The sequence below is a fragment of the Candidatus Eisenbacteria bacterium genome (assembly GCA_018831195.1).
Taxonomy (GTDB): domain Bacteria; phylum Eisenbacteria; class RBG-16-71-46; order CAIMUX01; family JAHJDP01; genus JAHJDP01.
On the sequence record JAHJDP010000018.1, the window covers coordinates 1 to 23,144 of the forward strand.

A 23,144-nucleotide genomic window follows, 5' to 3' on the forward strand; every position below is an offset into this window, starting at 1 on the left:
CCCCCATTTTGCGGCATCGGCTTTGGCGTAAAGGGCATTTTTGCGGCATCCCCCTTTTTGAAAGTGCCCTTTTTGCGGCATGCCCCTCCGCGAAAGGGGCGATTTTGCGGCATCGAAATCGCCAAAATCCGGCCCAACGGCAAGGATGGGGCAGGAGCCGAAATCCGCTAACTCTTTATTTCCCATACCACTGCCGCTGTTGGGGTGTATCCGGAGGGGCAGTGAAATGAAAAAAACAGGCGAATTCCTGCCCCTTAAATGCCCCTATGGAGTCCGGAACCCCCAAATTCTGCCCCCAAACCGCCCCTTCGCGGGCCAGAACCGCTAAATCTGCCTACAAACCGCCCCTCGCGGCCCAGAATCGGCCCCAGCTGCCCCCAAAATGGTCCTGAATGGACGTCCTCCTTCGATGGAATAACGACGTGATTGTACATTTTTAGGATTATTTCTAAGCGTTGGACTAGCCTCCTCTCGGCTGCTACCATTTGCACGAGTCCAAGATGCAGTGCGAGTTGCGTAGATTGTGTCTTGTTGAGAGTAACAACGCTGGCAAAAGTGATCTGTATAGGGCGACGCCAAGAGTGATAGAGTGCTTAATCATCCAAAGAAATGAGGAGTAAATCATAATGGCTGACAAGAAGGCTTCGGAGCCATCTGATCGGTCGAGGTATCTCTCTTGGATCCTTGGCGTCTATTTCATTGTTCTTTTTCACATTGATAAGGGCTGGCCGGGTCACATTGAAGAATTCATTAGTGATGGAGTATTTCTTGGTCTTGCCGTGCTCTTTTTTCTTGTTCCCTTCATCACTCGTATCTCAATCGGCAAACTTTTTGAACTTGAGCGTCAGATGAAGACAACAAAAAATGAGCTGGAGGCCACACGAAGTGAAGTCTTAAAAGTTCTATCTGTTGTGTCGACCTCTATTAGCGCTAATGTTGGCAATACCTACATGTTCGGAACGCCAGTTTCTGGAACCATTGCAACACAACTCTCCCTCATGGAGACTCCACAGAAGGATCTGACGAGAATGGAGTATAAGATCCTTAGGACCCTATGGACGCACCAAGTTAATCGGTATGCAGATCTTGGAGTAATGTTTACATTTCGCATACACATGAATGCAATGGAATTTATGGAAGTGCGTGAGGCGGCAACGAAACTTATCAGGAGAGGATATATTGGTGAAACGCCAGAAGGTCAGTATGTTCTGTCACTACAAGGCCTCGAATATTGTCTTGCACATTATAGAGAATTCCCCCCGGATAAGTGGTTCGAGCCAGCCGCAATAGAAGAAGAGAATATTCCTTGTATTAGCAAGGCGATTGATGACGCAAAAAAACAAATTTCAAATAACTCGGCGAATTCAAAGACCAATGAATAGGTCAGAAGAAGGGTCCTCAAAAAAATGCCCATCGCTTGTAATGGGCACTTTCCCTATGAATGGGCGAAACAACACTCAGAGGAAGGCAGTAGGGTTATCTGCATTCACTTCCTACTATGATCGTAATATTTTAATGGCTCTTGAAGTGGCCGAAAAGACAAAAATGTACTCGCTTATACGAGGTATAGCTGGTGCAATATATTGACGAAAAATACAAGATTGAGGAGACAATGTTCGAGCAAACCTTTAAAAACATCGACGACGTCCTCTGGAAAGAAGCTGGATGCTCTTCTGAACTCGATTACACAGAGCAGACCTCTTGGATGCTCTTCCTAAAGTATCTTGACGACTTGGAGCTGGAGCGGGCGATGGAGGCAAAGCTCGTTGGAAAAGGCTATAAATTCCTCCTCAATAAGCCACATCGCTGGGCAAGCTGGGCCGCGCCGAAGAAACGAGATGGTTCATTCGACCACGATAGTGCCTTGACCGGTGATGATCTGATCGATTTCGTCAATAGCGACCTATTTCCATACCTTAAGGGATTCAAGGAGCGTGCAAGCGGACCGGATACAATCGAGTACAAGATCGGTGAAATCTTCGGTGAGATTAAGAACAAGTTTCAGAGTGGATACTCGCTCCGCGATGCCCTGGAGTTAATGGACGCGCTTCGATTCCGTTCCCAAAAAGAGAAGCACGAGCTAAGCCATCTCTACGAGGCCAAGATCCGCAATATGGGCAACGCTGGACGTAATGGGGGGGAGTATTACACGCCCCGACCGCTCATCCGGGCGATGGTCCAGGTCATTGATCCAAAGATCGGTGAAAGGATATATGATGGTGCCTGCGGCTCGGCTGGTTTTCTCTGCGAGTCGCATGACTATCTTCGTCGGGGAAAGAAGAAACTCACCACCAAAGATCTGGTGACACTCCAAACACGAACATTCTTTGGTAAGGAAAAGAAGTCGCTGGCCTACATTATTGGGATCATGAATATGATCCTGCACGGCATTGAGGCACCGAACATTGTCCATACCAATACACTGTCCGAGAACCTCGCCGACATCCAAGAGAGAGATCGCTTCGACATTATCCTCGCCAATCCGCCTTTCGGTGGGAAGGAACGCAAGGAAGTTCAACAAAACTTCCCAATAAAGACTGGTGAGACGGCTTTTCTCTTTCTGCAACACTTTATTAAACGTCTTAAGGCTGGTGGTCGGGCGGCGGTGGTTATAAAAAACACCTTTCTCTCCAACTCTGACAACGCCTCGAAAGCCCTGCGCAAAGAGCTACTTGAGAGTTGCAAACTCTACACTATCCTCGACTGCCCTGGAGGAACCTTCCTTGGGGCTGGTGTAAAGACGGTGGTTCTCTTTTTTGAAAAGGGGTCACCGACGTGGAAGATCTGGTATTACCACCTTGATCCAGGGAGGAGCTTAGGCAAAACCAATCCGCTCAATGATGAAGACCTAGCTGAGTTCGTTAAGCTTCAGAAAAAGCTCGCCGACTCCGAGCAGTCGTGGACGGTAGATGTGAAGGATGTGGATGTCGAGACCTTCGACCTGTCGGTTAAAAACCCGAACGTGCGGGAGGAGGATCCCATTCGCTCACCGGAAAAGATATTGGATGAAATCGAAGCGCTTGACGCTGAAGCAGCAGAAGTGCTAGCTGGGATTCGGGAGATGCTGTGATGGTTGGATGGAAGACGGCACGACTCAGAGATGTCTGCCAAATCAAGCCTCCAAAGAAGGAGGCTAGGCAAAGACTCGCAGATACCGATCTTGTGTCATTCGTCCCTATGAACAATTTGGGCAAACAACAGAAGGATTTGGTTCTTAACGCCGAGCGAGAGCTTCGGGAAGTAAACGGAAGCTACACATATTTTGCTGATAACGATGTCCTTTTGGCAAAAATCACACCTTGTTTTGAAAATGGCAAGCTTGGCATTGCGCGTAACTTGAAAAATGGCATTGGATTTGGCTCTAGCGAATTTATCGTTTTTCGATCGAATGGAGATATTGATCCAGAGTTTTTGTTCTACTTTCTTTCTCAGGATAGTTTTCGAGACGCTGGCGCACGATTAATGACCGGGGCTGTAGGTCATAAACGTGTCCCGAAAGAGTTTATAGAGAATTATCCTATTTTGGTACCCCCTATACCCGAGCAGGGATGGATCGTGGCAATTCTCGACGAGGCGTTCGCGGCGATTGAAATAGCAACAAAGAATGCCGAGAAGAGCCTCGCCAATGCTCGGGAGTTGTTTAAGAGCCATTTGAAGGCAAATTTCACGCCTCAAAATAGTGGCTGGTCCGAAAAGCGATTTGAAGATGTCTGTGTGCTTCAGAGGGGTTTTGATCTTCCAAAACGTCTGCGGGATAACGGTGAATATCCTTTATTAAGCTCTAGTGGTCCGATTGATACACATGTTGAGGCAAGGGTTGCTGGTCCTGGAGTCGTGGTTGGTCGAAGCGGTAGTGTTGGTAGTGTCTTCTTTGTTGAGGAAGACTTTTGGCCTCTGAACACGGTTCTGTACGTTAAGAATTTTAGAAACAATGATCCCGAATTCGTTTATTGGTTCCTAATGCAGTTCGGTTTGCAGGATTATGCAGGTGGCGCTGGAGTTCCCACTCTTAATCGAAATCATGTTCATGATGTTCTGGTCACCGTTCCGTCCGATCTTCGTGAACAAGGAAAGCTAGTCGCTCGCATCAATGGGATGCGTTTGCAAACGGATAGTTTTAGAATGATTTTTGATCAAAAACTCGATTTGCTCGAAAAACTCAAGCAATCCATCCTGCACAAAGCCTTCACCGGTGAGTTAACCGCTGACTCTAAATCTGTTGACCGCGCATTGTCGGAGGCCGGTGTATGACAACGCACGACCGCAACGAAGCCGAGACCCGTGCAGACCTGATTGATCCGGCAATCAAGGCCGCAGGCTGGGGTGTCGTTGACGGAAGCCGTGTGCGGTTGGAGGTCATCACCCTCGGCCGCCTCCAGGGCGCTGGCACCCGAGCGAAGAAGGACATCGCCGACTATGTCCTCGTCTACAAAAACCAGAAGCTCGCGGTGATCGAAGCCAAGCACGAGGGATCGGCCGTCACAGAGGGTTTAGGTCAAGCCAAGAAATATGCGCAGAAGCTCCAGATCCGCTTTGCTTATTCGACTAATGGCCACGGTATCTACCAAGTTGATATGCAGACCGGTAAGGAGGGGGATGTTGGTCGGTATCTGAAACCTGACGAGCTATGGGATGCGACCTTTGGCGAACGAGAAGCTCAGGAAAAAACCTGGTTGGATCGCTTTTCAGCAATCCCGTTTGAGGATAGAGGCGGACAGTGGCAACCTCGCTATTATCAGCATAACGCGATTACAAAAACACTAGAGGCGTTAAGCAAGGGGCAAGATCGCATCCTGCTGACTATGGCCACAGGGACTGGTAAGACAGCCATCGCCTTTCAGATTGCCTGGAAGCTCTTTCACAGCCGCTGGAACCTTACCGATTGGAGTAAAGGTCTTGCCGAGGATCAGGAGCCTAAACGCCGTCCCAGAATACTCTTTTTGGCTGATCGCAATATCCTTGCTGACCAAGCCTTCAATGCCTTCAGCTCATTCCCCGAAGATGCTCTTGTGCGAATCGCGCCGGATGTGATCCGCAAGAAAGGCCGCGTACCCAAGAACGGCAGCGTCTTCTTCACAATCTTCCAGACCTTCATGACAGGTCATGACGCCGACGGCAATTCCAAGCCAAGTTTCGGGGATTATCCGCCCGACTTCTTTGACTTTATTGTGATCGACGAGTGCCACCGCGGCGGAGCCAACGATGAGAGTAATTGGCGCAGCATCATGGAGTACTTCGCTCCGGCAGTTCAGCTGGGCCTTACAGCCACACCTAAACGCACAAATAACGCTGATACCTACGCCTACTTCGGTGAGCCGGTCTACGTGTACTCACTCAAAGAAGGCATCAACGACGGCTATTTGACTCCGTTCAAGGTCAAGCAGATCCAAACCACGCTCGACGACTACGTCTACACGCCGGATGACGATGTAATCGAGGGCGAAATCGAGGTGGACAGGCGCTACACTGAGCCAGACTTCAACAAGATCATCGAGATCAGGGAACGGGAGAGGAACCGCGTCGAGATTTTTATGCAGGATATCGACCAACGGCAAAAGACGCTGGTGTTCTGCGCAACGCAGGACCATGCCCTGGCGGTCCGCGACCTTATCAATCAAGTCAAGACGGGTTCGGATCCGAATTACTGTGTCCGTGTGACTGCGAACGATGGGGCGCTTGGCGATCAGCACCTGCGCATCTTCCAGGACAATGAGAAGACGATTCCGACGATTCTGACGACCTCACAGAAGCTCTCAACAGGTGTCGACGCCCGGAACGTGCGGAACATTGTGCTGATGCGGCCGATCAACTCGATGATCACGTTCAAGCAGATCATCGGCCGGGGGACCCGGCTGTTCGACGGCAAGGACTACTTCACGATCTACGATTTTGTGAAGGCGTACGAGCATTTCAATGACCCGGAGTGGGACGGTGAGCCGGAAGAGCCGGTACCAATTGAGCCACGAGGCGGCAACGATCCTGGGGGCGATGGACCGGATGATGGTAAAATCCGGGATGGTGATCCACCCCCGCGACCCCAGAAAATCAAAGTCAAGCTCGCCGATGGCAAAGAACGAACCATCCAGCACATGATGGCCACTTCATTCTGGAGTCCGGATGGTAGACCAATGTCCGCATTTCAATTCATAGAGCGACTTTTCGGAGACCTGCCTGAACTCTTCAAGAATGAGGACGAGCTTCGGAAGCTTTGGAGTAAACCCGACACACGCCGGAAACTGCTCGACGGCCTGGCCGAGAAAGGTTACGGCAAAGCCCCGTTGGCCGAATTGAGACAAATGATCGATGCTGAGAAGAGCGATCTTTACGACGTGCTTGCCTATATTGCGTTTGCCCGGCCTCCCATCAGTCGCGAAGAGCGGGTTGATTCCCACAAGAGTTCCATCTTTTCTTTCTATGGTGATAAACAGCAGGAGTTCTTGGACTTCGTTCTTGATCAATACATCAAACAAGGTGAGGGAGAACTCGACGAGGAAAAACTGCCTCATCTCCTCGAATTGAAATATGACGCCATCGCTGATGCCGTTGCGGAGCTGGGAAATGTAACCAACATCCGAAAGATGTTTATCGGTTTCCAGGAACATTTGTATGCACGACAGGCAGCGGCGTGACCGAATAGGTGTCCATCAAACTGGGGCATCATTAATTCCAGCTTCCAATCCCTTGCCACCTAACGCGATACAGGACCGATTCCGAACCTTCCAGCGAGCCGCATTCAGTGCTATCATCCGCCTGCGACTGTGTGGGCTGGATTCATGCAAGGTGCGTTCTGGAGGTGGTACAAAGAGCGGGGGCAGGTCACAGACACAGACACCGACCCGCGGCCGACATCACCAGAATCAGCGGCCGACATCACCGGAATGCGCATATCCAAACAATTGCCATCTTGCCATCCACGATTCTAAATATATTTCACCAAGGAAGCTTTCAGTTTCATCCGGTGACCAAGATTTCGCGGCCACATGAAGGGGGTCAGAGACCCAGCAATCAAGGGGATTCAACTGATGATCAAGTGTTATAACGTGAGGGGCTCCTTCGTGTCCAACCGAACAGGTGATTACTGCTTCGCCAGCAACATTCCTAGAAGTTTCAAGATCAAATGCAACGATTCTTTCAATTCCAAGCCTTTGCATAAATTCCGAATCATGCGCCGGAAATACTATGCGTGCTTGAGAGTTATCTCTGAGAGAACAGTCTGGCATGAAAGACGAATCGATGGCTGCGCCATAACAATGTTTCTGGTCGAGTAGAATAACGGTACCGCCTTCATAATGAGGGAGATTGTTTGTCCCGGCTATAATTAATTCCTCTTTGTCATCCCCATCTAAGTCTGAACAAACAATGTCGTACAGCAATCCAGGATTATAATAACATCCCATTCTCTCTCCATCTGCTTTGAGGATGACGACGAAGGCTCGACCTCTTCGGTGATGGCCGTATTCAGCAATCAGTTCGTCGATGCCATCGCCATCAAGATCACCGAAATGGAGGCTTCTGCAGTTGTAGGCTCCTTCATTGGCCAGTTCTTCTCCAAACACATGTGTCAATTCCCGATAATTTGGAGAATACTCCCAAAGAATGTGGCCAGATTTGAAATCACATAAGAACAGTTTCCCGCCGTCTGGCCACCCATTAGATAAACCAAAGGCAACGCTACGGCCCGAAGACCAACTTAATGTTTTGTAAAATCGAATATTTGACTCGTGTGTGTGGGACCAGATTTTTCCGAGTATGGGGGCTGTTGCCGAAATCGTCTTTCCCTCCACGTTCAGTCGGATTTTAGACAGCGCCAACTCACGCGCCCCAATTGTGCAAAGAGCTAACGCCAAGATGGTTACTCCAATGGTGATTGCAGGGTGTCGGATTAAACGCCAGAGACTTGTAGTCGGTTTTTCTACTCCCTTGATAGGCTTGGAAGTTCGCCCTATTCTCGATTTAAGTGAACTAACCTGTTCGTTCGAAAGCAGTTGGCGTATTTCTCGGGCTGATGATGGACGGTCATCGACGTCCATAGTGAGGCATGACTCGAGGATTTTGAGAAGCCAGTGAGGACAGTCAGCTGGGATTCCATCCCAATCAGGCCGATTCGCTAAGGTGGCGGCAATTTGATCTGCTTGGGTGTTTCCACGAAAGAGCCTGTCGCCAGTTAAGCACTCATAGAGAATACAGCCAAAGGACCAAAGATCGGTTCGATGATCGATCGGGTCGCCCCGGAGCTGCTCAGGACTAGCATAGCCGGCAGTACCAAGAGTGGTCCCAACAGCAGTGTGTCCATCTTCAGCTCCAGGCAAACCTGGCGAGACCTTGGCGAGCCCGAAGTCCAGAACCTTGGCATCATCATCCTCGGTTAACATGACATTTGATGGCTTCAGGTCGCGGTGAATGATGCCTTTCCCATGAGCGGTTTCAAGAGCAGCGAGAATCTGCCGGCAAAGATGGAGCGTCGAGCCCAGGTCTAGCGGACCCGCCGCCAGGCGTTCAGCAAGGGTGCAGCCCTTGATGACTTCGAGTGTGATGTAATGGAGGTCGTCAGATTCATCGAATGAGTAGACTGTTGCGATGTTTGGGTGACTCAGCGATGCCAGCAGCTTTGCCTCCCGCCTGAAGCGTTCCAGAGTCTCTTGCTCACTCGCGAGCTCGGGTGGCAAGACTTTGATCGCGATCTGTCTCCCAAGACTAAGGTCCTGGGCTAGATAGACTATGCCCATACCGCCGCGCCCAAGCTCCCCGATGATCACGTAGTTCCCAATCTTAATTGGGCGTTTAGGAAAATTGCTCACGCAGGCGTCCTCATCGTGAATTCCGAAAACGGATCGCTGATTCGATTGGAGCCCACCATCGTGATTACGATCCTGATAGCTAGGGATGAACTCGCTATGGCAGCATCGTGACTGGATCTCCCCACGGCACTGGTTGCGAGAATCATAGCTATTAAGCCAAACGAAGTCGACCAGACTTTGTAGTCTTTTGTTGTATATATAGTTGCGAGCGCCGATATAAATCCATGGGGTGCTGTTATTGGGTTCGGCCTCGGGCAAAGGATCGCAAGTGCGGTGGTCATATTCTGGCAAAAACGGTTATCATACACGTAGTAGATAATGAGGGAAGAGAACAGGGTAACGAGACCCCCTTCCCCGATCCCATTCGAGGCGCATTTGGCGCAACCTATGAAAGGGCTGAATCTTGGATCCCACACCCAGTATATGGAAAGAGCTTCTCAAGCGATCTTCCGCATTAAGGCGTCGCTACGGTGATATACCAGGTGGCCCGGAAGACACGCGGTCTCTCGCTCTTCGTGCTGCCGCAAAGTTCCCAAACGGCGGTTTACCAAATGTGAATACCCGGGACCATCTATATGCGGTGTGGACAAAGGCATTATATTCGGTGCTGAATGATCTTCGTAGACGGCAGAAAACTGCGCAAAAACATGGTTTTGGACATCAAGTACAGATTGAGGATTACCACAGCAGTACAGACGCGGGCCATGATGAATTACTCTCACAAATGATTATGGCACTCAAAGAACTAGAGAAGCTGGACCAGGAGATGGAAGAACAAAAGGCCCAAATTCTAACTATGCGATACCTGGGTGGACTCAAATGGAGCGAAATAGCGGCCGAGCTTGGCTCTTCGATTACATCTGTCCGGCGGGAAGCGCAATTCGCAATCGCCTGGATGAGGAACGAGCTCATACAGAGCGGAGTCCAAATGGATAACCTTGACGTAAGGGAGGCAGGCAATGACTCCAAATGAACGCAAGAAAGCCTGGAAACGAATTCAAGACCTTTATCATGCCGCCCGAGAACTTCAGGAAGACGCCCGAGCCCAATTTCTTGCCTACCAATGCGCCGGCGACAAAAATACCCGAGTCAAAGTAGAACGTCTCCTCGCAGCCACAGAAAACTGCAGCTTCCTAGCCGATAGCTTTGATGAAGCTGAATCCTGATTTTGATCCAAATTGGTCATTCCGAATAGCCCCCTCCAATTTCTGTTATAGCCTGCCATTTTTTTCAAAAATAACCTGAGGATCCTTGGCAATTCCGACTAGCTTCTACGTTGTACTTATTAGAAGGAGGAAATAGCAATGGAGGGCGAGTTTGGCCACGGGTTAGGACAAAGCCAGCATTGTAATATCATCCAAGCAGTCGAGGTGATTGGTCGAATTTCGTTCGCCGGTGGCAATTCAATACACAAAACACATACCCTCCTTCAGATCAGATGAATAGCCTTAGTTTATACAATCGAAACAGAATGGCTGGATGAACAGAAGCTCTTTTAGGGTTAATCCTGTCATCGAAAGGGACAGCTTAATAAGGAGTTAACAAATGAAGCCCAATAGATATGTCGTATTTGGACTGTCTCTCGTCCTTGCAGGGCTAATTCTCGGATCACATCTAGCCCTTGCGAAGGGCGATGAGGGAAATGTGAATGGTCGATGGGGAGGTGAGCGAACGAGCAGCCAAGGTATTAAGAGCGTGTCTCTGAACCGAGATGGCTGGATTATCGTGGCAGGTTATGGAGCCGTTCAAGGCGACAAAGTGTATGTAAAGGTTGGGCGCAGCCGAGAGGTGCCGATCGGGGTTTGCCCGTGTGGAGAGGGCGGCCGGTTCGAGGTTTTAAGCCCCAGCCTCCAGTTATTGGTGTCTCTTGATAAGTTTTTTCCTGTACGAATTGTTATAGGGCCTCCGAGTTGGAGGGATATTTCAACCCAGGCTTCTGAGAGATTTGTATGGGAAGGAAGGATCTCCGTAAGAAACGGTGTCGATCCTGACTAAACGCACAATGAAGAAATCACAGTTCAGATTCATTGAAAAGTTCAGAGAGGAGAGAGGCGATGACCTCGATCAAGTATGTTAGTAGGGCAGTCGTCCTGATAATGGTTCTTCTGGTTTCCGTCGTCTGGGCCAGTGGAGCGATCTATTCGATTGGTCAAGAAGGTGAACAGATTCTCGTTATGCTGGATCCCTCAATGCTGAAGCGTGTGTGGGTAGGATGCACCATCTGGGACGGGGATCAGGAAGTCGACCTTCCGGCTAAAAAAGTGTCTGCTTTGGAGAGCGTTTGCACATTCTTCTTGGGTGAACATTCACGGGGCTACCATGACGCAGTTGTCGCAGTCTGGGGCAGGAGGGTAGACGCCGAGGATTGCCACAATGGACCCAAGAGAAAGGCATGTCAGTGGTGTCGCATGCATGGATACCATTTGGAAGAAGAGATGGATCGCCGGTACTTCACCGTCGAGGTTCGCTGATAATAACCGAGAGAGCGCCCTGGGCATTACATGTAATGAAAGCCATCTGGAAGCAGACCCAAGGGTGGGATGGAATGTACTGAGCACTTGTAAATCAACTTCTCTCTTTGAGCGATCTATTAAATTGGAGCTGAGAAAAGCGGACTAACCAGAGTCAAGGTTTTGTGAATCACAAGTCTATTGTAGTCAATGTTCGGAAGGAGAATGGGAAAATGAAATCTTTAATCAGAGGCATCTCTCGCATGATTCTGCTATACATTGTGGTAATCTGCGCGATTGCCTGTAATAACAGCTTTCAGAAAGTAGGTGCCAACTCAAAGCAGCGGTTTTTCGCTCACGCGAAAACGGAGTTTAAAAGTTTGAACAGTACATTTTTAAATGTCGCCGAAAGTACGCTAGAGCGCGGCATTAAAAGTATGATAAATTCAATCGAGCAGAGAACTGATACCAGAAAACATGCTTCAAATCATTCGCGATTCTCTCGTGATCATAGAAACCCGTCACCGAAAATTAAGATTGGAGATAGTGGACACTCGCAATCTCGGACCGGAGCTACTAGGAATCGAAACTCTGGCCATTTCGGAAGCCGGGGCAGCGAATCCAAATCTTCTGACTCGAATAGCAATCTTACCCAAGATACAGGGGACTTTATCTCCGACACATATCAAGCAACAAGAATGGGATGGGAGATAGCAAACGATGATCCGCAGCGTACAGCTGACCGGCTAATGAATGATGAGAAGTTTCAAAAGGATCTTTGCCGCACGGGAGACAACCTGATGAATAGCTCAAAACGTATGAATAAACATCTCGACAAAGCATCAAAAACGACCAAGAAAGCAGCGGATTCTGTGAAAAAGGCACTTGGATGGTAACAGAAATTGCAGCCGAAGAAAATCACAAACGCTTTTGGCTGTCTCTTACCGGCCGGTCACACTTGCGTTTCTTGCTCTCCAGGGCAAGAATTTCAAGTATTCACGAAAGGCTACGGGATACAGCACTACGCCCCTTTAGTGGGAGAAGAGGTCTATCATGAGCCCCAGCCGCAGATTCCTTGTAAGTTCTCTTCTTGTCTTTGTCAGCCTGGCTCTCTTGCCCAGCTCCCCGGCAGCACAGGTACTCACAGTCGAAGTAAGAGGTTCTCTTATCTTTTGCGAGTACGATATGCAAGAAAAGCGTAGCGGGTGGCTCGGCTGTAGCACAGTCCTCGAAAGCGGGACAGAGTACGATCTTCCGGCTCACCGCGTGCGCGGCCGCGGAAGAAAGACTTTTGTTGTCCCCTTTGGCATTGCCCGGTCCAGCGTCGAGTACGTTTGTGCACTATGGAGCGAGAAGGTTCGAGACAAAAATAACAAAATGGGCTACCACCTGGAGGATCGCTTGGCTACCTACCGTGACTTCTTTCCAACGATCCATGTGCTGACCTGCCGCGAACTGGAAGGGGCGCTGCACCTTTTCCTTGACGGTGTCCGTGCATTTAGCTTCGAGCGAAAGGTTCGCGATTCGAGCGCCGACCAAGAGGAGCTAAAGGACCGAGCCCTTGCAACCGCCGAGGAAATCCTTGGTCTTGTGATTAGCTTAAAGGGGGTAATGCCGGGTACCAGTGCATTCCCCCCGATTCATCACTGGATTGGTCGCGACGAATCAAGCGACCGAGAGTACAACTTGTTTTTCCAACTACACTGGGAAGATCAGGTTCTCGTTGGACTTGAGGCTGGAGGAACCATCACGCGTCTAATCGGGCATGACCTTCGTAAGATGGGTTTCGGTGGGAAGAGACAATATATATACAAGTTCTGAAAGAGGTTGATCATTCGCAGAAAGGAATAGGCTATGAGAATTCTTGTGTACTGCTCCCTGATTCTTTCTCTCCTAGCGATAGGCTGCTCATCCCGGATGCAGGCTCTTGGAGATCTCGGCGATCTTACTCACCAACGGTATGTTGCGCCACGGACGAGTGCACCGGACGTTGCGGACCCGGGTATCACAGGTGTCTCCCTGAATGACGATGGCTGGATCATCGTCGAAGGGCGGGGGGCTGGCTTAAGCGACAAGCTTTACGTCACCATTAGTGGTGACGAACAGGTTCCAATGGATGTGAGACCATCGGCCGACACGGGTGAATTCTGGGTAGTGTGCCCAAATTACTTCCTGGCCGTAAAGCCGGAAAGGGCTTTCACGATCCGCATTGTCGTTGGTCCCCCAAGCTACGGCAACGTCTCACGACCTTCCATGGAGAGGTTCGTGTGGGCAGGGACGGCCTCCGTGCGACGGGGTGCCACGCAGCACTGAACTTGCTCCTGAATGAGAATCCAGGACACTCGATCCCGAAAAACGTACTGCCCAGGGCTGAAAGATGGAGGGTGTGATCATGACTTACACTGACGGTCAAATCGAAAAGAAGATACAGAGGCTCGAGCGAGAGTCGAGGGTCCTCAGAATCCTTGCTGGTTTTTTGCTCTCACTCACTTGCGCCATACTTGTGATGGGTCAGGCACCTCGGACGCCCGAGCCGGAGAGCATTACAATCTGCGACGACCAGGGCAGAATCCGAATCGAGCTTGCTCTCGATCCCGGCGGTGCTCCATATATCTCTCTACAAGATGAGAATGGAATTACGCGAGCCAAGCTCGACGCCAATATCAGCGGCCCTGGCGTTCATTTCCGAAATGCCGACAACTCCCTCTTAGCTTCTCTCCGGATCTTTGGAGAGGACGAACCATTCTTGATACTCTGTGCAGGAGATGGCAAGGTATTATTTAGAGCCCCATGAGGGATCGCTAGATTGACAGTGCATGATAAAGGATCAGGCATTTATCGGAGAGGCCACGTGAGGTTACGCGCGAAAACGTAGTTGTCCCTTCTAAATATTCCGTCCGCATTGGGGGGCTTACGGTTATGGGTTTCGCTGAAATAGCCCGCTAGGTTAAAAATACTCGGACGAGGTCGGATTCTTTGCGAATTTCGCCCATGGTTTTGAGTCCAAAAAACAGAGAATGGTTAGTAGAGGGTCTCACCCGGGGAGCCGCTTGAAGCCATCTCGAACCGGGGTGGCTTTTCTGGTTAACGCAGGCCTCGACGGTGGAAGCTGCTGAGGTCATGCTATATCCGCAAATTGTGCTCATAGTGGGCATGAGTTTATCACAGTTGCGGACTTATTGAATTCCAGGGAGTTACGGCCTTTTCGCAGACTACGCCTCGGAGTTTTGGCCTTCATAAAAACATCCAATTTCATCCATTTTCCTTGACGTGTTGCCGAAATGGAGGTAAATGGAGGTATTCATGGAGGTGTGATATGGATCCCCTCGGCAACTTCATATTGCCAACACGGTTCGTCAAGATCATCGGTGAGATCGATGAGTTTAAGGGTCGGTGGGCCGCGTTGGGTAACCTGGCGCCGGAGCGCCTGTCGGCACTGAGAAGGATTGCCACCATCGAATCGGTCGGATCGTCGACCCGGATCGAAGGCGTCAAACTGACTGACGACCAGATTGAGCGTTTGTTGTCGGGTGTGCGGATGACCTCATTTCAATCACGCGACGAAGAGGAGGTCATCGGTTACGCGGACCTGCTGGAGATGATCTACGAGTCGTATCCGGAAATCATCCTAACCGAGAATACGATCCTCCAACTGCATAGCATACTACTGAAGCACTCCGCCAAAGACCAACGCCATCGAGGTGCATGGAAGACCTTGCCCAATCGAGTGGAAGCTTTCGATGAGAATGGCCATAGCATCGGCGTGATCTTTGAGACTGCGACTCCCTTCGATACGCCACGTTTGATGAACGAGCTTGTAACTTGGACCACTAAAGCCATACGGAGTGGTGAATTTCATGTGCTTTTGATCATCGCCGTCTTTATTGTACGGTTTCTTGCGATTCATCCCTTCCAAGACGGTAATGGGCGTTTGTCTCGGGCCCTGACCACATTACTCCTACTGCGAGCCGGCTACGAGTATGTTCCTTATTCCTCTTTGGAACGGATAGTCGAGGACAACAAGGAGGAGTATTACAAAACCTTACGCCGCGCCCAAACTACGCTCGACCATGATGAGGCACAACTCATCGACTGGATCGAATTCTTCTTGCTCGTCCTGCTACAGCAGAAGCAGGTACTCGAACGCAAGATTGAAAACGAGAATTTGATAGCCCCACTCGCGCCGCTATCTGAAAAGTTACTCGCGATTGTTCGCGGGTACGGGCGCATAACGGTACGCGAAGCGACTGCTTTAACAGGTGCTAATCGCAATACGATTAAGGATCATCTGATTCGACTCGTAGAAGCCGGTCATCTGGCGCGGAAGGGGCAGGGACGTGGGAGTTGGTACAAGAAGATTTAATTGAATCTCTCATTTGGACGAAAAATGCTGGCGGTTAACGGGGAAGTTTCAAATTCAATCCGTCTCCAAAAAACAGAAATGGTAGAGGGTGTTGAACGGGGAGCCGCGATTTCCCACCTCGAACCCAGGCGGATTGTTTAGTTGCCCCTGGCCATAAAATCTTAATCATTAAATAGGATTTGCATATATGTAACAAAATAGTCTTAAGCAACTTGTGCAACTGATGATTGTAGAGTAGACTCAAAGCCGTGGATTGGTGCTTATCTGATTTTTTTGGGGGAAGGTTCAACCACGATAAATATCATCATCTCCCTTCTTTTCGATACTCGTAATCGCGATGGTAGGGTGGGGCGGAAGGGGTGATTGCGGTATCGGCCGAGTATCAGCAAAGAAGGGGTGTTTCTAATGAAGCAATCCGTCTATTCCGCATTAGTTTCACTAATCGCAGTAGTTGGCCTCGCAGTAATCCCAACAGCATCCAACGCTTTAAATGATCATCCGTTTTATGGCCAAGACATCATCGGAAACCGCGCCGAGCTCGTGAGCTTGTACCGAACCAGCGCCGATTCAGTATCGATGGGACTTGTCGACTTCGATAATGATGCCCTCACTCCTTCCGGGTCGCCCCTCGAGTTTCCCAAAGACAACATGGGGGGATTGGCTCCGAGGGTGTACTGGAGCTTCGACACCGATTTCAGCGCGAGAAATTACAGCCATGTCATTGAGGAGTGGGAAGGGGATCCACACGGGCCCCTTGCGCTCGGTGATGTCACCATCGATCCAACCGGGGGTCGGTTCGGCGGCGCGGCCTTCTTCGAGCGAGACAGCCTGGAGTATGTCACGATATCCTCAATCTACCCTCTCATCTCACCGGGGGAGGACTATTCCTACTCGGCGTGGTATCGCGACGCCAACGGCGATGTCCCCGACGACACGCGGCAATTCATATTGGAGACGTTTGGCCCAGGCGGTGACTATGCTATAACAGCCTCCTTCGGACTTCGAGATGATGGAGCAGGAGGAGACTATGCCGAAGTTTGGACACAGCATGAAGGGGCGGGCAGTGGGTCCAGTGAATTCGAGTTTGAAGATGCCTGGCCATCAGGTTGGCACAACATCATTGTGACCTGTCAGGAGAGTGGGGGGCAAGCGCATCTGGAAGTCTACTATGATGGTAAAAATCTTGGCTCGTTCACAGACGCCTGGCCTCCTGCGATTACAGGCGGTCTCATTATCGGAGGCCACCGTGACGGGATCGGCCGCAACTGGGACGGCTGGATCGATGACGTGGCGTTCTGGGACCGGGTTCTCACCGAAGACGAGATCGCCACGCTGCAATCCCACTCTGTTCTTGGACCGTACCCCCAGTTTCAGCAGCTCGACCTGGCTTACGGTGACTTTGATGGAGACGACCGAGACGACGTTGTCGCAGTCTACAGCCGGCAATCAGGTCCAGCACACAATCAGTCACTCTGGATCGTAGTGCCCGCGATTCAGGACGGTGTGATCGACTTTGACGCTGATGCGACGACGTGGACGGAGGTAGGTTGCCAGACTATAGTACATGAGTTTTCGACTTCTCCCGGAAACCTTCGAATCATCTCCGGGAACTTCGATGAAGACGAGGAGTCGGAGTTCGCTCTCAGTTACGTGTGGTGTTCAGAACCCCCCCTTTTTTACACGTGGACGATGGAAATCGACTCGACAACTCGGATACCGAGCTTGACGCTTGTCATGGCTGCGGGGGGGGGCACAGCAAGGCTTGAAGAGTCCGCCCAAGCCGACATTGCTGCCGTCGATCTCGATCGAGATGGAAAGGACGAACTCATTCATGTCAGTAATTGGACTACCGACTATTACCTTTATCACCACCTTCAGATCGCCTCTCTCATCGATGGCACATGGACTACGGTTGAATCTTTATACGGTGGCTCGGACTGGCCTGAAGGGAGTTGGGAACGTGAGGTTTCCATTCAAGGCACAAACCGATACGATCGCGATCGCCTGGTCTGTGACGCCGGAATGGTCCAGACCGAATCCGGGTCGCAGCCGTACATTGTAGTCGCCGCCGGGCGTCGTTGGTGGGATCTCAGTTTAGATCGGACCGGCGGCAATGACGCTATATGGTGGCTCTTCAAAGTCGATACGACTACCGAACCGCAGTGGACCATCACTTACCAGACCCAGCACAATCTCGGAAACACCGATTGGGATGATGGCCTCCCTCACTGGAAATTCGGAACGCAATCACTGGGCATCGACACCGGTGACATAGATTTTGATGGCGATGATGAAGTTGTCCTCGCAGCGACCGGGCTCCTCCGTGTCTACGACATTGTGAATAATGCCGGCACCCTCGAGTTTGATCAAGTTGCGACCTGGCCGCGGGTCGCTCCCCTGAACGATCCGTCGCATCGCGTAGTGCAGATCATTGATCTCGATGCCGATCCATCCCGAAGTGCGCCGGAAGACTGGCAGCCCGAGATTGTCTTTCAGGATTGGAGCAGCACTACAGCCCCCATGCATCTGCGGACGCATGTTCTCCGTCCCGTCCTTGAGGCGCAGCCTGCCGGTGAAGACACGGCTTATGTTGTGGTCGGACTGGAGCAAGTTGACGAGCTGGAGCATACCGACGTAACGGAAGTGGGCGGAAGCATCGCCGTTTTAGGCGGCGACATCGACGGCGATGCCTTCCGTATCGGGCCTTATAAGCATCACGAGAATGTGGTCGCACTTGTTCCCACCGTTATTCTCAACGCGCCGCCCATCCTACTCGACGTCCTACCCGAAACTCCTCCGGCCGAGGCCGATACAGTTGATCTGAGCGATTGCTATTTATCCGGCGACGAGTGCGATTTTGTTGCGATTTATGAGGAATCTCAATCCTCCACCTACTCGACAAGTACCGAGTTCAAGCCGGGCTGGGGTCCATCGGATGGCTGGTTTGCTAAGGAAAGCTGGCTCGAAAAACTCTGGGGCAAGGTCGATGATACCTTCGTGGAAGATTATGGGGACGACTTTGCCAATAGTGAGTTCGAATCGCGCACCATACAACTCGGCACGGAGATTTCTGCAACAACGAATGGAGATAAGATCCATGCGGCGTTGACGGTATGGGATGTGTACGAGTATCAGATGCTCGCATTTGGTGATTCGGTCGCACAGATCGCCGTCGTCGTGCCACAGGATGCGCAGATCAGTGAATGGTCTACACCTGACAATTGGATGAACAATTACGGTAATGCCCAGGACGACTGGTACAGATTGGAGCATGAGGCGGGTAATTTGATGTCCTATCCTTCCGATCTTGGGGTGGGCGAACTCGATCTGCTCAAGGGCCAATCGGGTCTGATCAGTGACAACCCAGGAGGAGGAACGCCTTACCATTTCTCGTTTGCTCAAGAGGATTACGCGCAGTCGACAGCGGACACCGTACAGAGCTCGGGTTTTATCCTCGGACACTTGGTGGATTTGGCAGGAGGGCTCATCGACTTAACCGGTGAATATAGATCCAAGACTGCGGGATCCTATACCACATCTCTTCTGACAAACTTGAGTATCGATGTTTGGTTCGGATTTAACGCCCGCTCAGGTTGGGATTACCGGGTGCGGCCCAGGGCCTTCTGGCGGAATGGCGTTCTCAATGTCGACTACGAGGTCGACTTTGAGGATTACAAGTGGGAGCAGCAGTACCGCCAGCTCCCCGATCCGGGATTCATCCTTCCGCACCGGTATGACGGGGTCTGGGATCCGTTCTACGACGGATATAACCTATACCATTCCCCGGATGTCGTGGTAACCGCGCCCTCGATCTTGTCCAATCGGCCATTCGCGAAGGTGGGGGAGACGGTGACGATCTCGGCCGATGTGCGAAACTTCAGTTTGGCGAGTTGTCTCGATTCTGTGGTGGTTGAGTTCTATCTCTGGAAAGAAGATTGGGATGAGGCGGTTGTGCTCGGATCGGCCGAGACCGATACGATCACCGTACGGGGTCGCGCGCCGGCGGTGTCTATCGATTGGGAGGTGCCGACGTGGGTTGATACGGAAATGCGGCTCTATGCCCGCATTGACCCGACCAGCGCCGAGCTGCCCGGCGGGCTGATTGAGGAGATTCACGAGAATAACAACATAGGTTATACAATTCTAATTACCGATGGCGACGGATCGGGCCCGCCGACGAGTGGCGTTCAAACCGTCGAGTGGCTGCCCTCGGCCTTCGCCCTGCGGCAAAACCGGCCGAATCCGTTGCGTCAGTCCACGGTCTTTGAATTCCGCCAGCCGGTCAATGCTCGGACTTCACTCCGCGTGTACGATGTGGCGGGACGCATGGTGAAGACGCTGGCCGACGGACCCTATCCGGCGGGGATACATACATTACGCTGGGACGGTCGTGACACCGAAGGTAACCGGGCGGCTTCGGGCGTCTATTTCTACAAAATGGAGAGCGGTGACTTCCGCCAGACTCGCAAGTTGATCATTCTGCGGTAATCTGGAGCGAATGTTTTGCTAAGGGTGACCGCCTCCTGCATTGGGGGCGGTCGCTTTATTGTCATGCACTGAGAGCGAAGAATACAGAAAGGCAATGTGCAATTTTCTTGTTTCCGGCAAGGCCGGCGTCAGGAAATCACTTTGCTTTAGGCTGACCTGAAGAGATGGCCGTTAACTGGGATGTTTCAAAATTATCGTCTCCAAAAAACGGAGCGTGGTTCGCAAACGGTTTCACCCGGGAGCCGGGATGAGCTGCCTCGAAATGGGGTGAATCATTTGGTTGACGCTGATCCCGGTGGTGAGAGTTTCCGGGTCGCGCTATATCCGCAGGTGACTTAGAGATTTAGTGGAGCGGATTATTGAGGCTGATTCTCTTCACCCGCGTGATATTGACGCTAGCCCGGCGAGGCGGATATTATTTGGTAGTCTGGTAATTGAGGACCGGGCGGAAGCGGCATTTGGGGCCACCAACCTTCCAGCCCATTGGAGAAGCTCCCTGGCGTGGCCCAGCGACACCGCCGGGGAACGAAGTTCTGACTACGAGGAACACGGCGCCCGCCTCCTGTCCGGTGGCGGACGCACTGCGCTGTTCCTGCACCGCCGGAGGCAATCATGCGCATCCTGAGTCTCACCGCTCTGGCTATCCTCATTCTGGGTCTCGCATCGCCCGCACTGGCTGGCTGGGAGACCGATCCTTACGAAAACAACTACATCTGCACCTACGATCTCGAACAGGGGTGGCTGGAGGGGATGCCGGATGGAAGCGGCGGCATCGTTGTCGTCTGGGTAGATTACCGCCTTGGACCAGATGACAGGCGGATCTATATCCAGCGTCTCGATGCAAACGGAGACCGGGCTTTCGCCGCGCAGGGTATCCGTGTCTGCACCTACGAGAGCGAACAGCATTCGCCGCAGATCGTGAGCGACGGAGCAGGCGGGGTGATCGTCGTTTGGTGTGATGTGACGGCGGGAGAGACAAATCTCTACGCGCAGCGAATCGGCCCGTCGGGCGCCCTGCTTTGGGATCCGGCCGGAAAGGCCGTCTGCACGGTCGTCGGCTCGCAGCAGTCTCCCCATGCAGTCGCGGACGGATTAGGCGGGGTCGTCGTCGCTTGGGGCGACTATCGCTCGGTAACCGTGGATGTCTATGCCCAGCGCCTCAACTCCAGCGGGGTGCGGCAGTGGACATCGACCGGCGTGCTCGTCTGCGACGCGACCGGTGACGAGTACGTTGATGGCCTGGTTGACGATCAGACCGGGGGAGCCATCGTCGTATGGGTGGATCACCGCGATGGCCAGCAGGTCTACGCCCAGCGGGTCAATTCGGTGGGATCTCCGATCTGGACGGAAGATGGTGTGCACCTCTGCTCGACGACGGACGTCCAGTACGACGCTCTCGCGGCGTCGGACGCCTCCGGCGGAGTCTTCGCTTTTTGGTACGATGGGGAGTACGACAATATCACCGGAATGCACGTGACATCCGGCGGGACTCTTGATTGGCCGAGCCTCGGCATGGCCGCCTCGACGGGTAGCGAAACCCAATACCGTCCGGCAGTCGCTCCGGACGGCGAGGGAGGAGTCCTCGTCTCGTGGCAGCAGGGGGGTTGCAACGACATCTACGTTCAGAGATTGAGCCGCGAGGGCTGGCGCCTCTGGGGCTCAAACGGTGTTCAGGCTTCCCCCGCCTGCCAAGTATATTTAAGCGTTCGCCATTCCCTGGCGCCGGACGGCAGCGGCGGCGCGCTGCTGGCCTGGACCGATCGGCGCTTCGGCAACGACCACTTGTCCGTACACGGACAGCGCGTGGGAGCCGGTGGCGACCTGCGCTGGGATCCGGATGGTGTCATGATTTCCCGTCCGACTTGCTCCATCGAGAAACCGGAGGTGGTCTCCGATGCTCGAGGCGGGCTGATCTCTGCCTGGACAGATAGTAGGGTCTGGGAGATCACCGAGCTGGACATCTATGCGCAGCGCCTCGATGCCAATGGCTACTGGGGCGTCGCCGATCCCGTGATGGCCTCGATCGAGGACCGTCCCGACGACCAGGGAGGGAGCGTTATCGTTGGCTGGACCTCGGCCTACGTGGATGCCGATCCCTACTTCGCCGTGGAGAACTACACGCTTTGGTTTCGCGCCTCCTCCGGGGCTCGGGCCGCCTCTCCGCTCTCTCCGGAGCAGCTCGTGGAACTGCGGGAGGTCTGCGGGCTCGAACCAGCGCGTATCGAGGCTCTACTCCGTGACAGCTGGACCTATGTCGTGACCGTGCCCGCAATCCAGACGCACGATTACTCAACCCTGGCGCCGACCTTCGGCGACTCGACGGAGAACGGTATTGCATGGATGGACTACAAGGTGCTGGCGCATGGAACGCGTCCGGGAACGATCTGGGAGTCGGAGCCAATGGCAGGTTACTCGGTCGATAACTGGGCTCCCGGAGCGCCGCTCTACCTAGTGGGAGAGATGGACGGGGAGGTGGTCTCATTGTGGTGGACCGCCAGCGGGCATCACGACGAGGATCTCGACTATTACATTATATACCGCGGGACCACGAGTGACTTTCCGCTTGATGAAGCGCATCAGGTCGGCAGCGCAGACGATGCGTCCTACACGGAGGAGCCGGGACCGGGAACCTGGCACTACCGTGTGACGGCGATCGACGTTCATAACAACGAGAGCGAGGGGAGTGGAGAGGTCATCCTCAGCCCCTCCTCGACGGTGGAGGAGTCTCTTCCGACGATGCTTTCCTTCTCGCGACCTCATCCCAATCCGGCTCGAGAGCAGACGGCGATGACTCTCGCACTGCCGAAGCCGCAAACGGTCAAGGTGATTGTGGTTGACGTCAGCGGCGCCCGCGTCGCGATTCTTGCTCAGGGGACGCAAGCGGCTGGAGTACATCGGTTCGTATGGGATGGGCGCGACGACGCGGGACGACCAGTGGCCTCGGGGATCTATCTCTTTCAGGTTGAAGCGGAAGATTGGAGGAAATCAAGCCAGGTCATCTGGATCCGATGAGGACGGTCCACCCGGAAGCTTCATCGCACTCCG

The 23,144-nt window shown here is 52.4% G+C and carries 17 protein-coding genes; 15 read left to right on the forward strand and 2 right to left on the reverse strand.

What is annotated here, in order from left to right; translation table 11 throughout:
* The coding region (locus KJ970_02380; GenBank protein MBU2689745.1) for a hypothetical protein at positions 1–186 on the reverse strand (186 nt) is incomplete at its 3' end.
* A gap of 440 nt (positions 187–626) precedes the next feature.
* Between KJ970_02380 and KJ970_02385 the strand changes: the two genes are divergently transcribed.
* The 4 genes from KJ970_02385 to KJ970_02400 all read left to right on the forward strand — a co-directional run bounded on the left by KJ970_02385 (position 627) and on the right by KJ970_02400 (position 6,629).
* Positions 627–1,382, forward strand: coding sequence for a hypothetical protein (locus KJ970_02385; GenBank protein MBU2689746.1), 756 nt, complete (start codon positions 627–629; stop codon positions 1,380–1,382).
* Positions 1,383–1,612: 230 nt separating this feature from the next.
* Positions 1,613–3,070, forward strand: coding sequence for a type I restriction-modification system subunit M (locus tag KJ970_02390; GenBank protein MBU2689747.1), 1,458 nt, complete (start codon positions 1,613–1,615; stop codon positions 3,068–3,070).
* Positions 3,070–4,251, forward strand: a complete 1,182-nt coding sequence (locus KJ970_02395; protein MBU2689748.1) for a restriction endonuclease subunit S — start codon at positions 3,070–3,072, stop codon at positions 4,249–4,251. The genes KJ970_02390 and KJ970_02395 overlap by 1 nt, the downstream gene beginning before the upstream one ends.
* On the forward strand, positions 4,248–6,629 hold the full coding sequence (locus tag KJ970_02400) for a DEAD/DEAH box helicase family protein (GenBank protein MBU2689749.1): 2,382 nt from the start codon (positions 4,248–4,250) through the stop codon (positions 6,627–6,629). The genes KJ970_02395 and KJ970_02400 overlap by 4 nt, the downstream gene beginning before the upstream one ends.
* Before the next feature lie 228 nt (positions 6,630–6,857).
* Here KJ970_02400 and KJ970_02405 read toward each other — a convergent pair whose 3' ends face one another.
* Complete coding sequence (locus KJ970_02405; protein MBU2689750.1) at positions 6,858–8,798, reverse strand: serine/threonine protein kinase; 1,941 nt, start codon at positions 8,796–8,798, stop codon at positions 6,858–6,860.
* A 403-nt stretch (positions 8,799–9,201) separates the two neighbouring features.
* Between KJ970_02405 and KJ970_02410 the strand changes: the two genes are divergently transcribed.
* The 11 genes from KJ970_02410 to KJ970_02460 all read left to right on the forward strand — a co-directional run bounded on the left by KJ970_02410 (position 9,202) and on the right by KJ970_02460 (position 23,111).
* Complete coding sequence (locus tag KJ970_02410) at positions 9,202–9,771, forward strand: hypothetical protein (GenBank protein MBU2689751.1); 570 nt, start codon at positions 9,202–9,204, stop codon at positions 9,769–9,771.
* Entirely contained in the window at positions 9,758–9,964 is a 207-nt protein-coding gene (locus KJ970_02415) for a hypothetical protein (GenBank protein ID MBU2689752.1), read from the forward strand. The genes KJ970_02410 and KJ970_02415 overlap by 14 nt, the downstream gene beginning before the upstream one ends.
* A 379-nt stretch (positions 9,965–10,343) precedes the next feature.
* The gene (locus KJ970_02420; GenBank protein ID MBU2689753.1) at positions 10,344–10,793 is read left to right on the forward strand and encodes a hypothetical protein; all 450 of its coding nucleotides are present in this window, start codon (positions 10,344–10,346) and stop codon (positions 10,791–10,793) included.
* 59 nt (positions 10,794–10,852) lie between these two features.
* Positions 10,853–11,269: a hypothetical protein gene (locus KJ970_02425; GenBank protein ID MBU2689754.1), complete on the forward strand. Its 417-nt coding sequence runs from the start codon at positions 10,853–10,855 to the stop codon at positions 11,267–11,269.
* Positions 11,270–11,481: 212 nt separating this feature from the next.
* On the forward strand, positions 11,482–12,144 hold the full coding sequence (locus tag KJ970_02430) for a hypothetical protein (protein ID MBU2689755.1): 663 nt from the start codon (positions 11,482–11,484) through the stop codon (positions 12,142–12,144).
* 157 nt (positions 12,145–12,301) lie between these two features.
* A complete protein-coding gene (locus KJ970_02435) occupies positions 12,302–13,069 on the forward strand; it encodes a hypothetical protein (protein ID MBU2689756.1) in 768 nt (255 codons plus the stop codon).
* A gap of 33 nt (positions 13,070–13,102) precedes the next feature.
* The gene (locus KJ970_02440; GenBank protein MBU2689757.1) at positions 13,103–13,561 is read left to right on the forward strand and encodes a hypothetical protein; all 459 of its coding nucleotides are present in this window, start codon (positions 13,103–13,105) and stop codon (positions 13,559–13,561) included.
* Positions 13,562–13,625: 64 nt separating this feature from the next.
* Complete coding sequence (locus KJ970_02445; GenBank protein ID MBU2689758.1) at positions 13,626–14,042, forward strand: hypothetical protein; 417 nt, start codon at positions 13,626–13,628, stop codon at positions 14,040–14,042.
* A gap of 522 nt (positions 14,043–14,564) precedes the next feature.
* Positions 14,565–15,611, forward strand: a complete 1,047-nt coding sequence (locus KJ970_02450; GenBank protein MBU2689759.1) for a Fic family protein — start codon at positions 14,565–14,567, stop codon at positions 15,609–15,611.
* 540 nt (positions 15,612–16,151) lie between these two features.
* Positions 16,152–20,099 carry a T9SS type A sorting domain-containing protein gene (locus KJ970_02455; GenBank protein ID MBU2689760.1) on the forward strand — a complete coding sequence of 1,316 codons (3,948 nt, stop codon included), beginning with the start codon at positions 16,152–16,154 and terminating at the stop codon, positions 20,097–20,099.
* A 612-nt stretch (positions 20,100–20,711) separates the two neighbouring features.
* Positions 20,712–23,111 carry a hypothetical protein gene (locus KJ970_02460; GenBank protein MBU2689761.1) on the forward strand — a complete coding sequence of 800 codons (2,400 nt, stop codon included), beginning with the start codon at positions 20,712–20,714 and terminating at the stop codon, positions 23,109–23,111.
* The last annotated feature ends 33 nt before the right edge of the window (positions 23,112–23,144 follow it).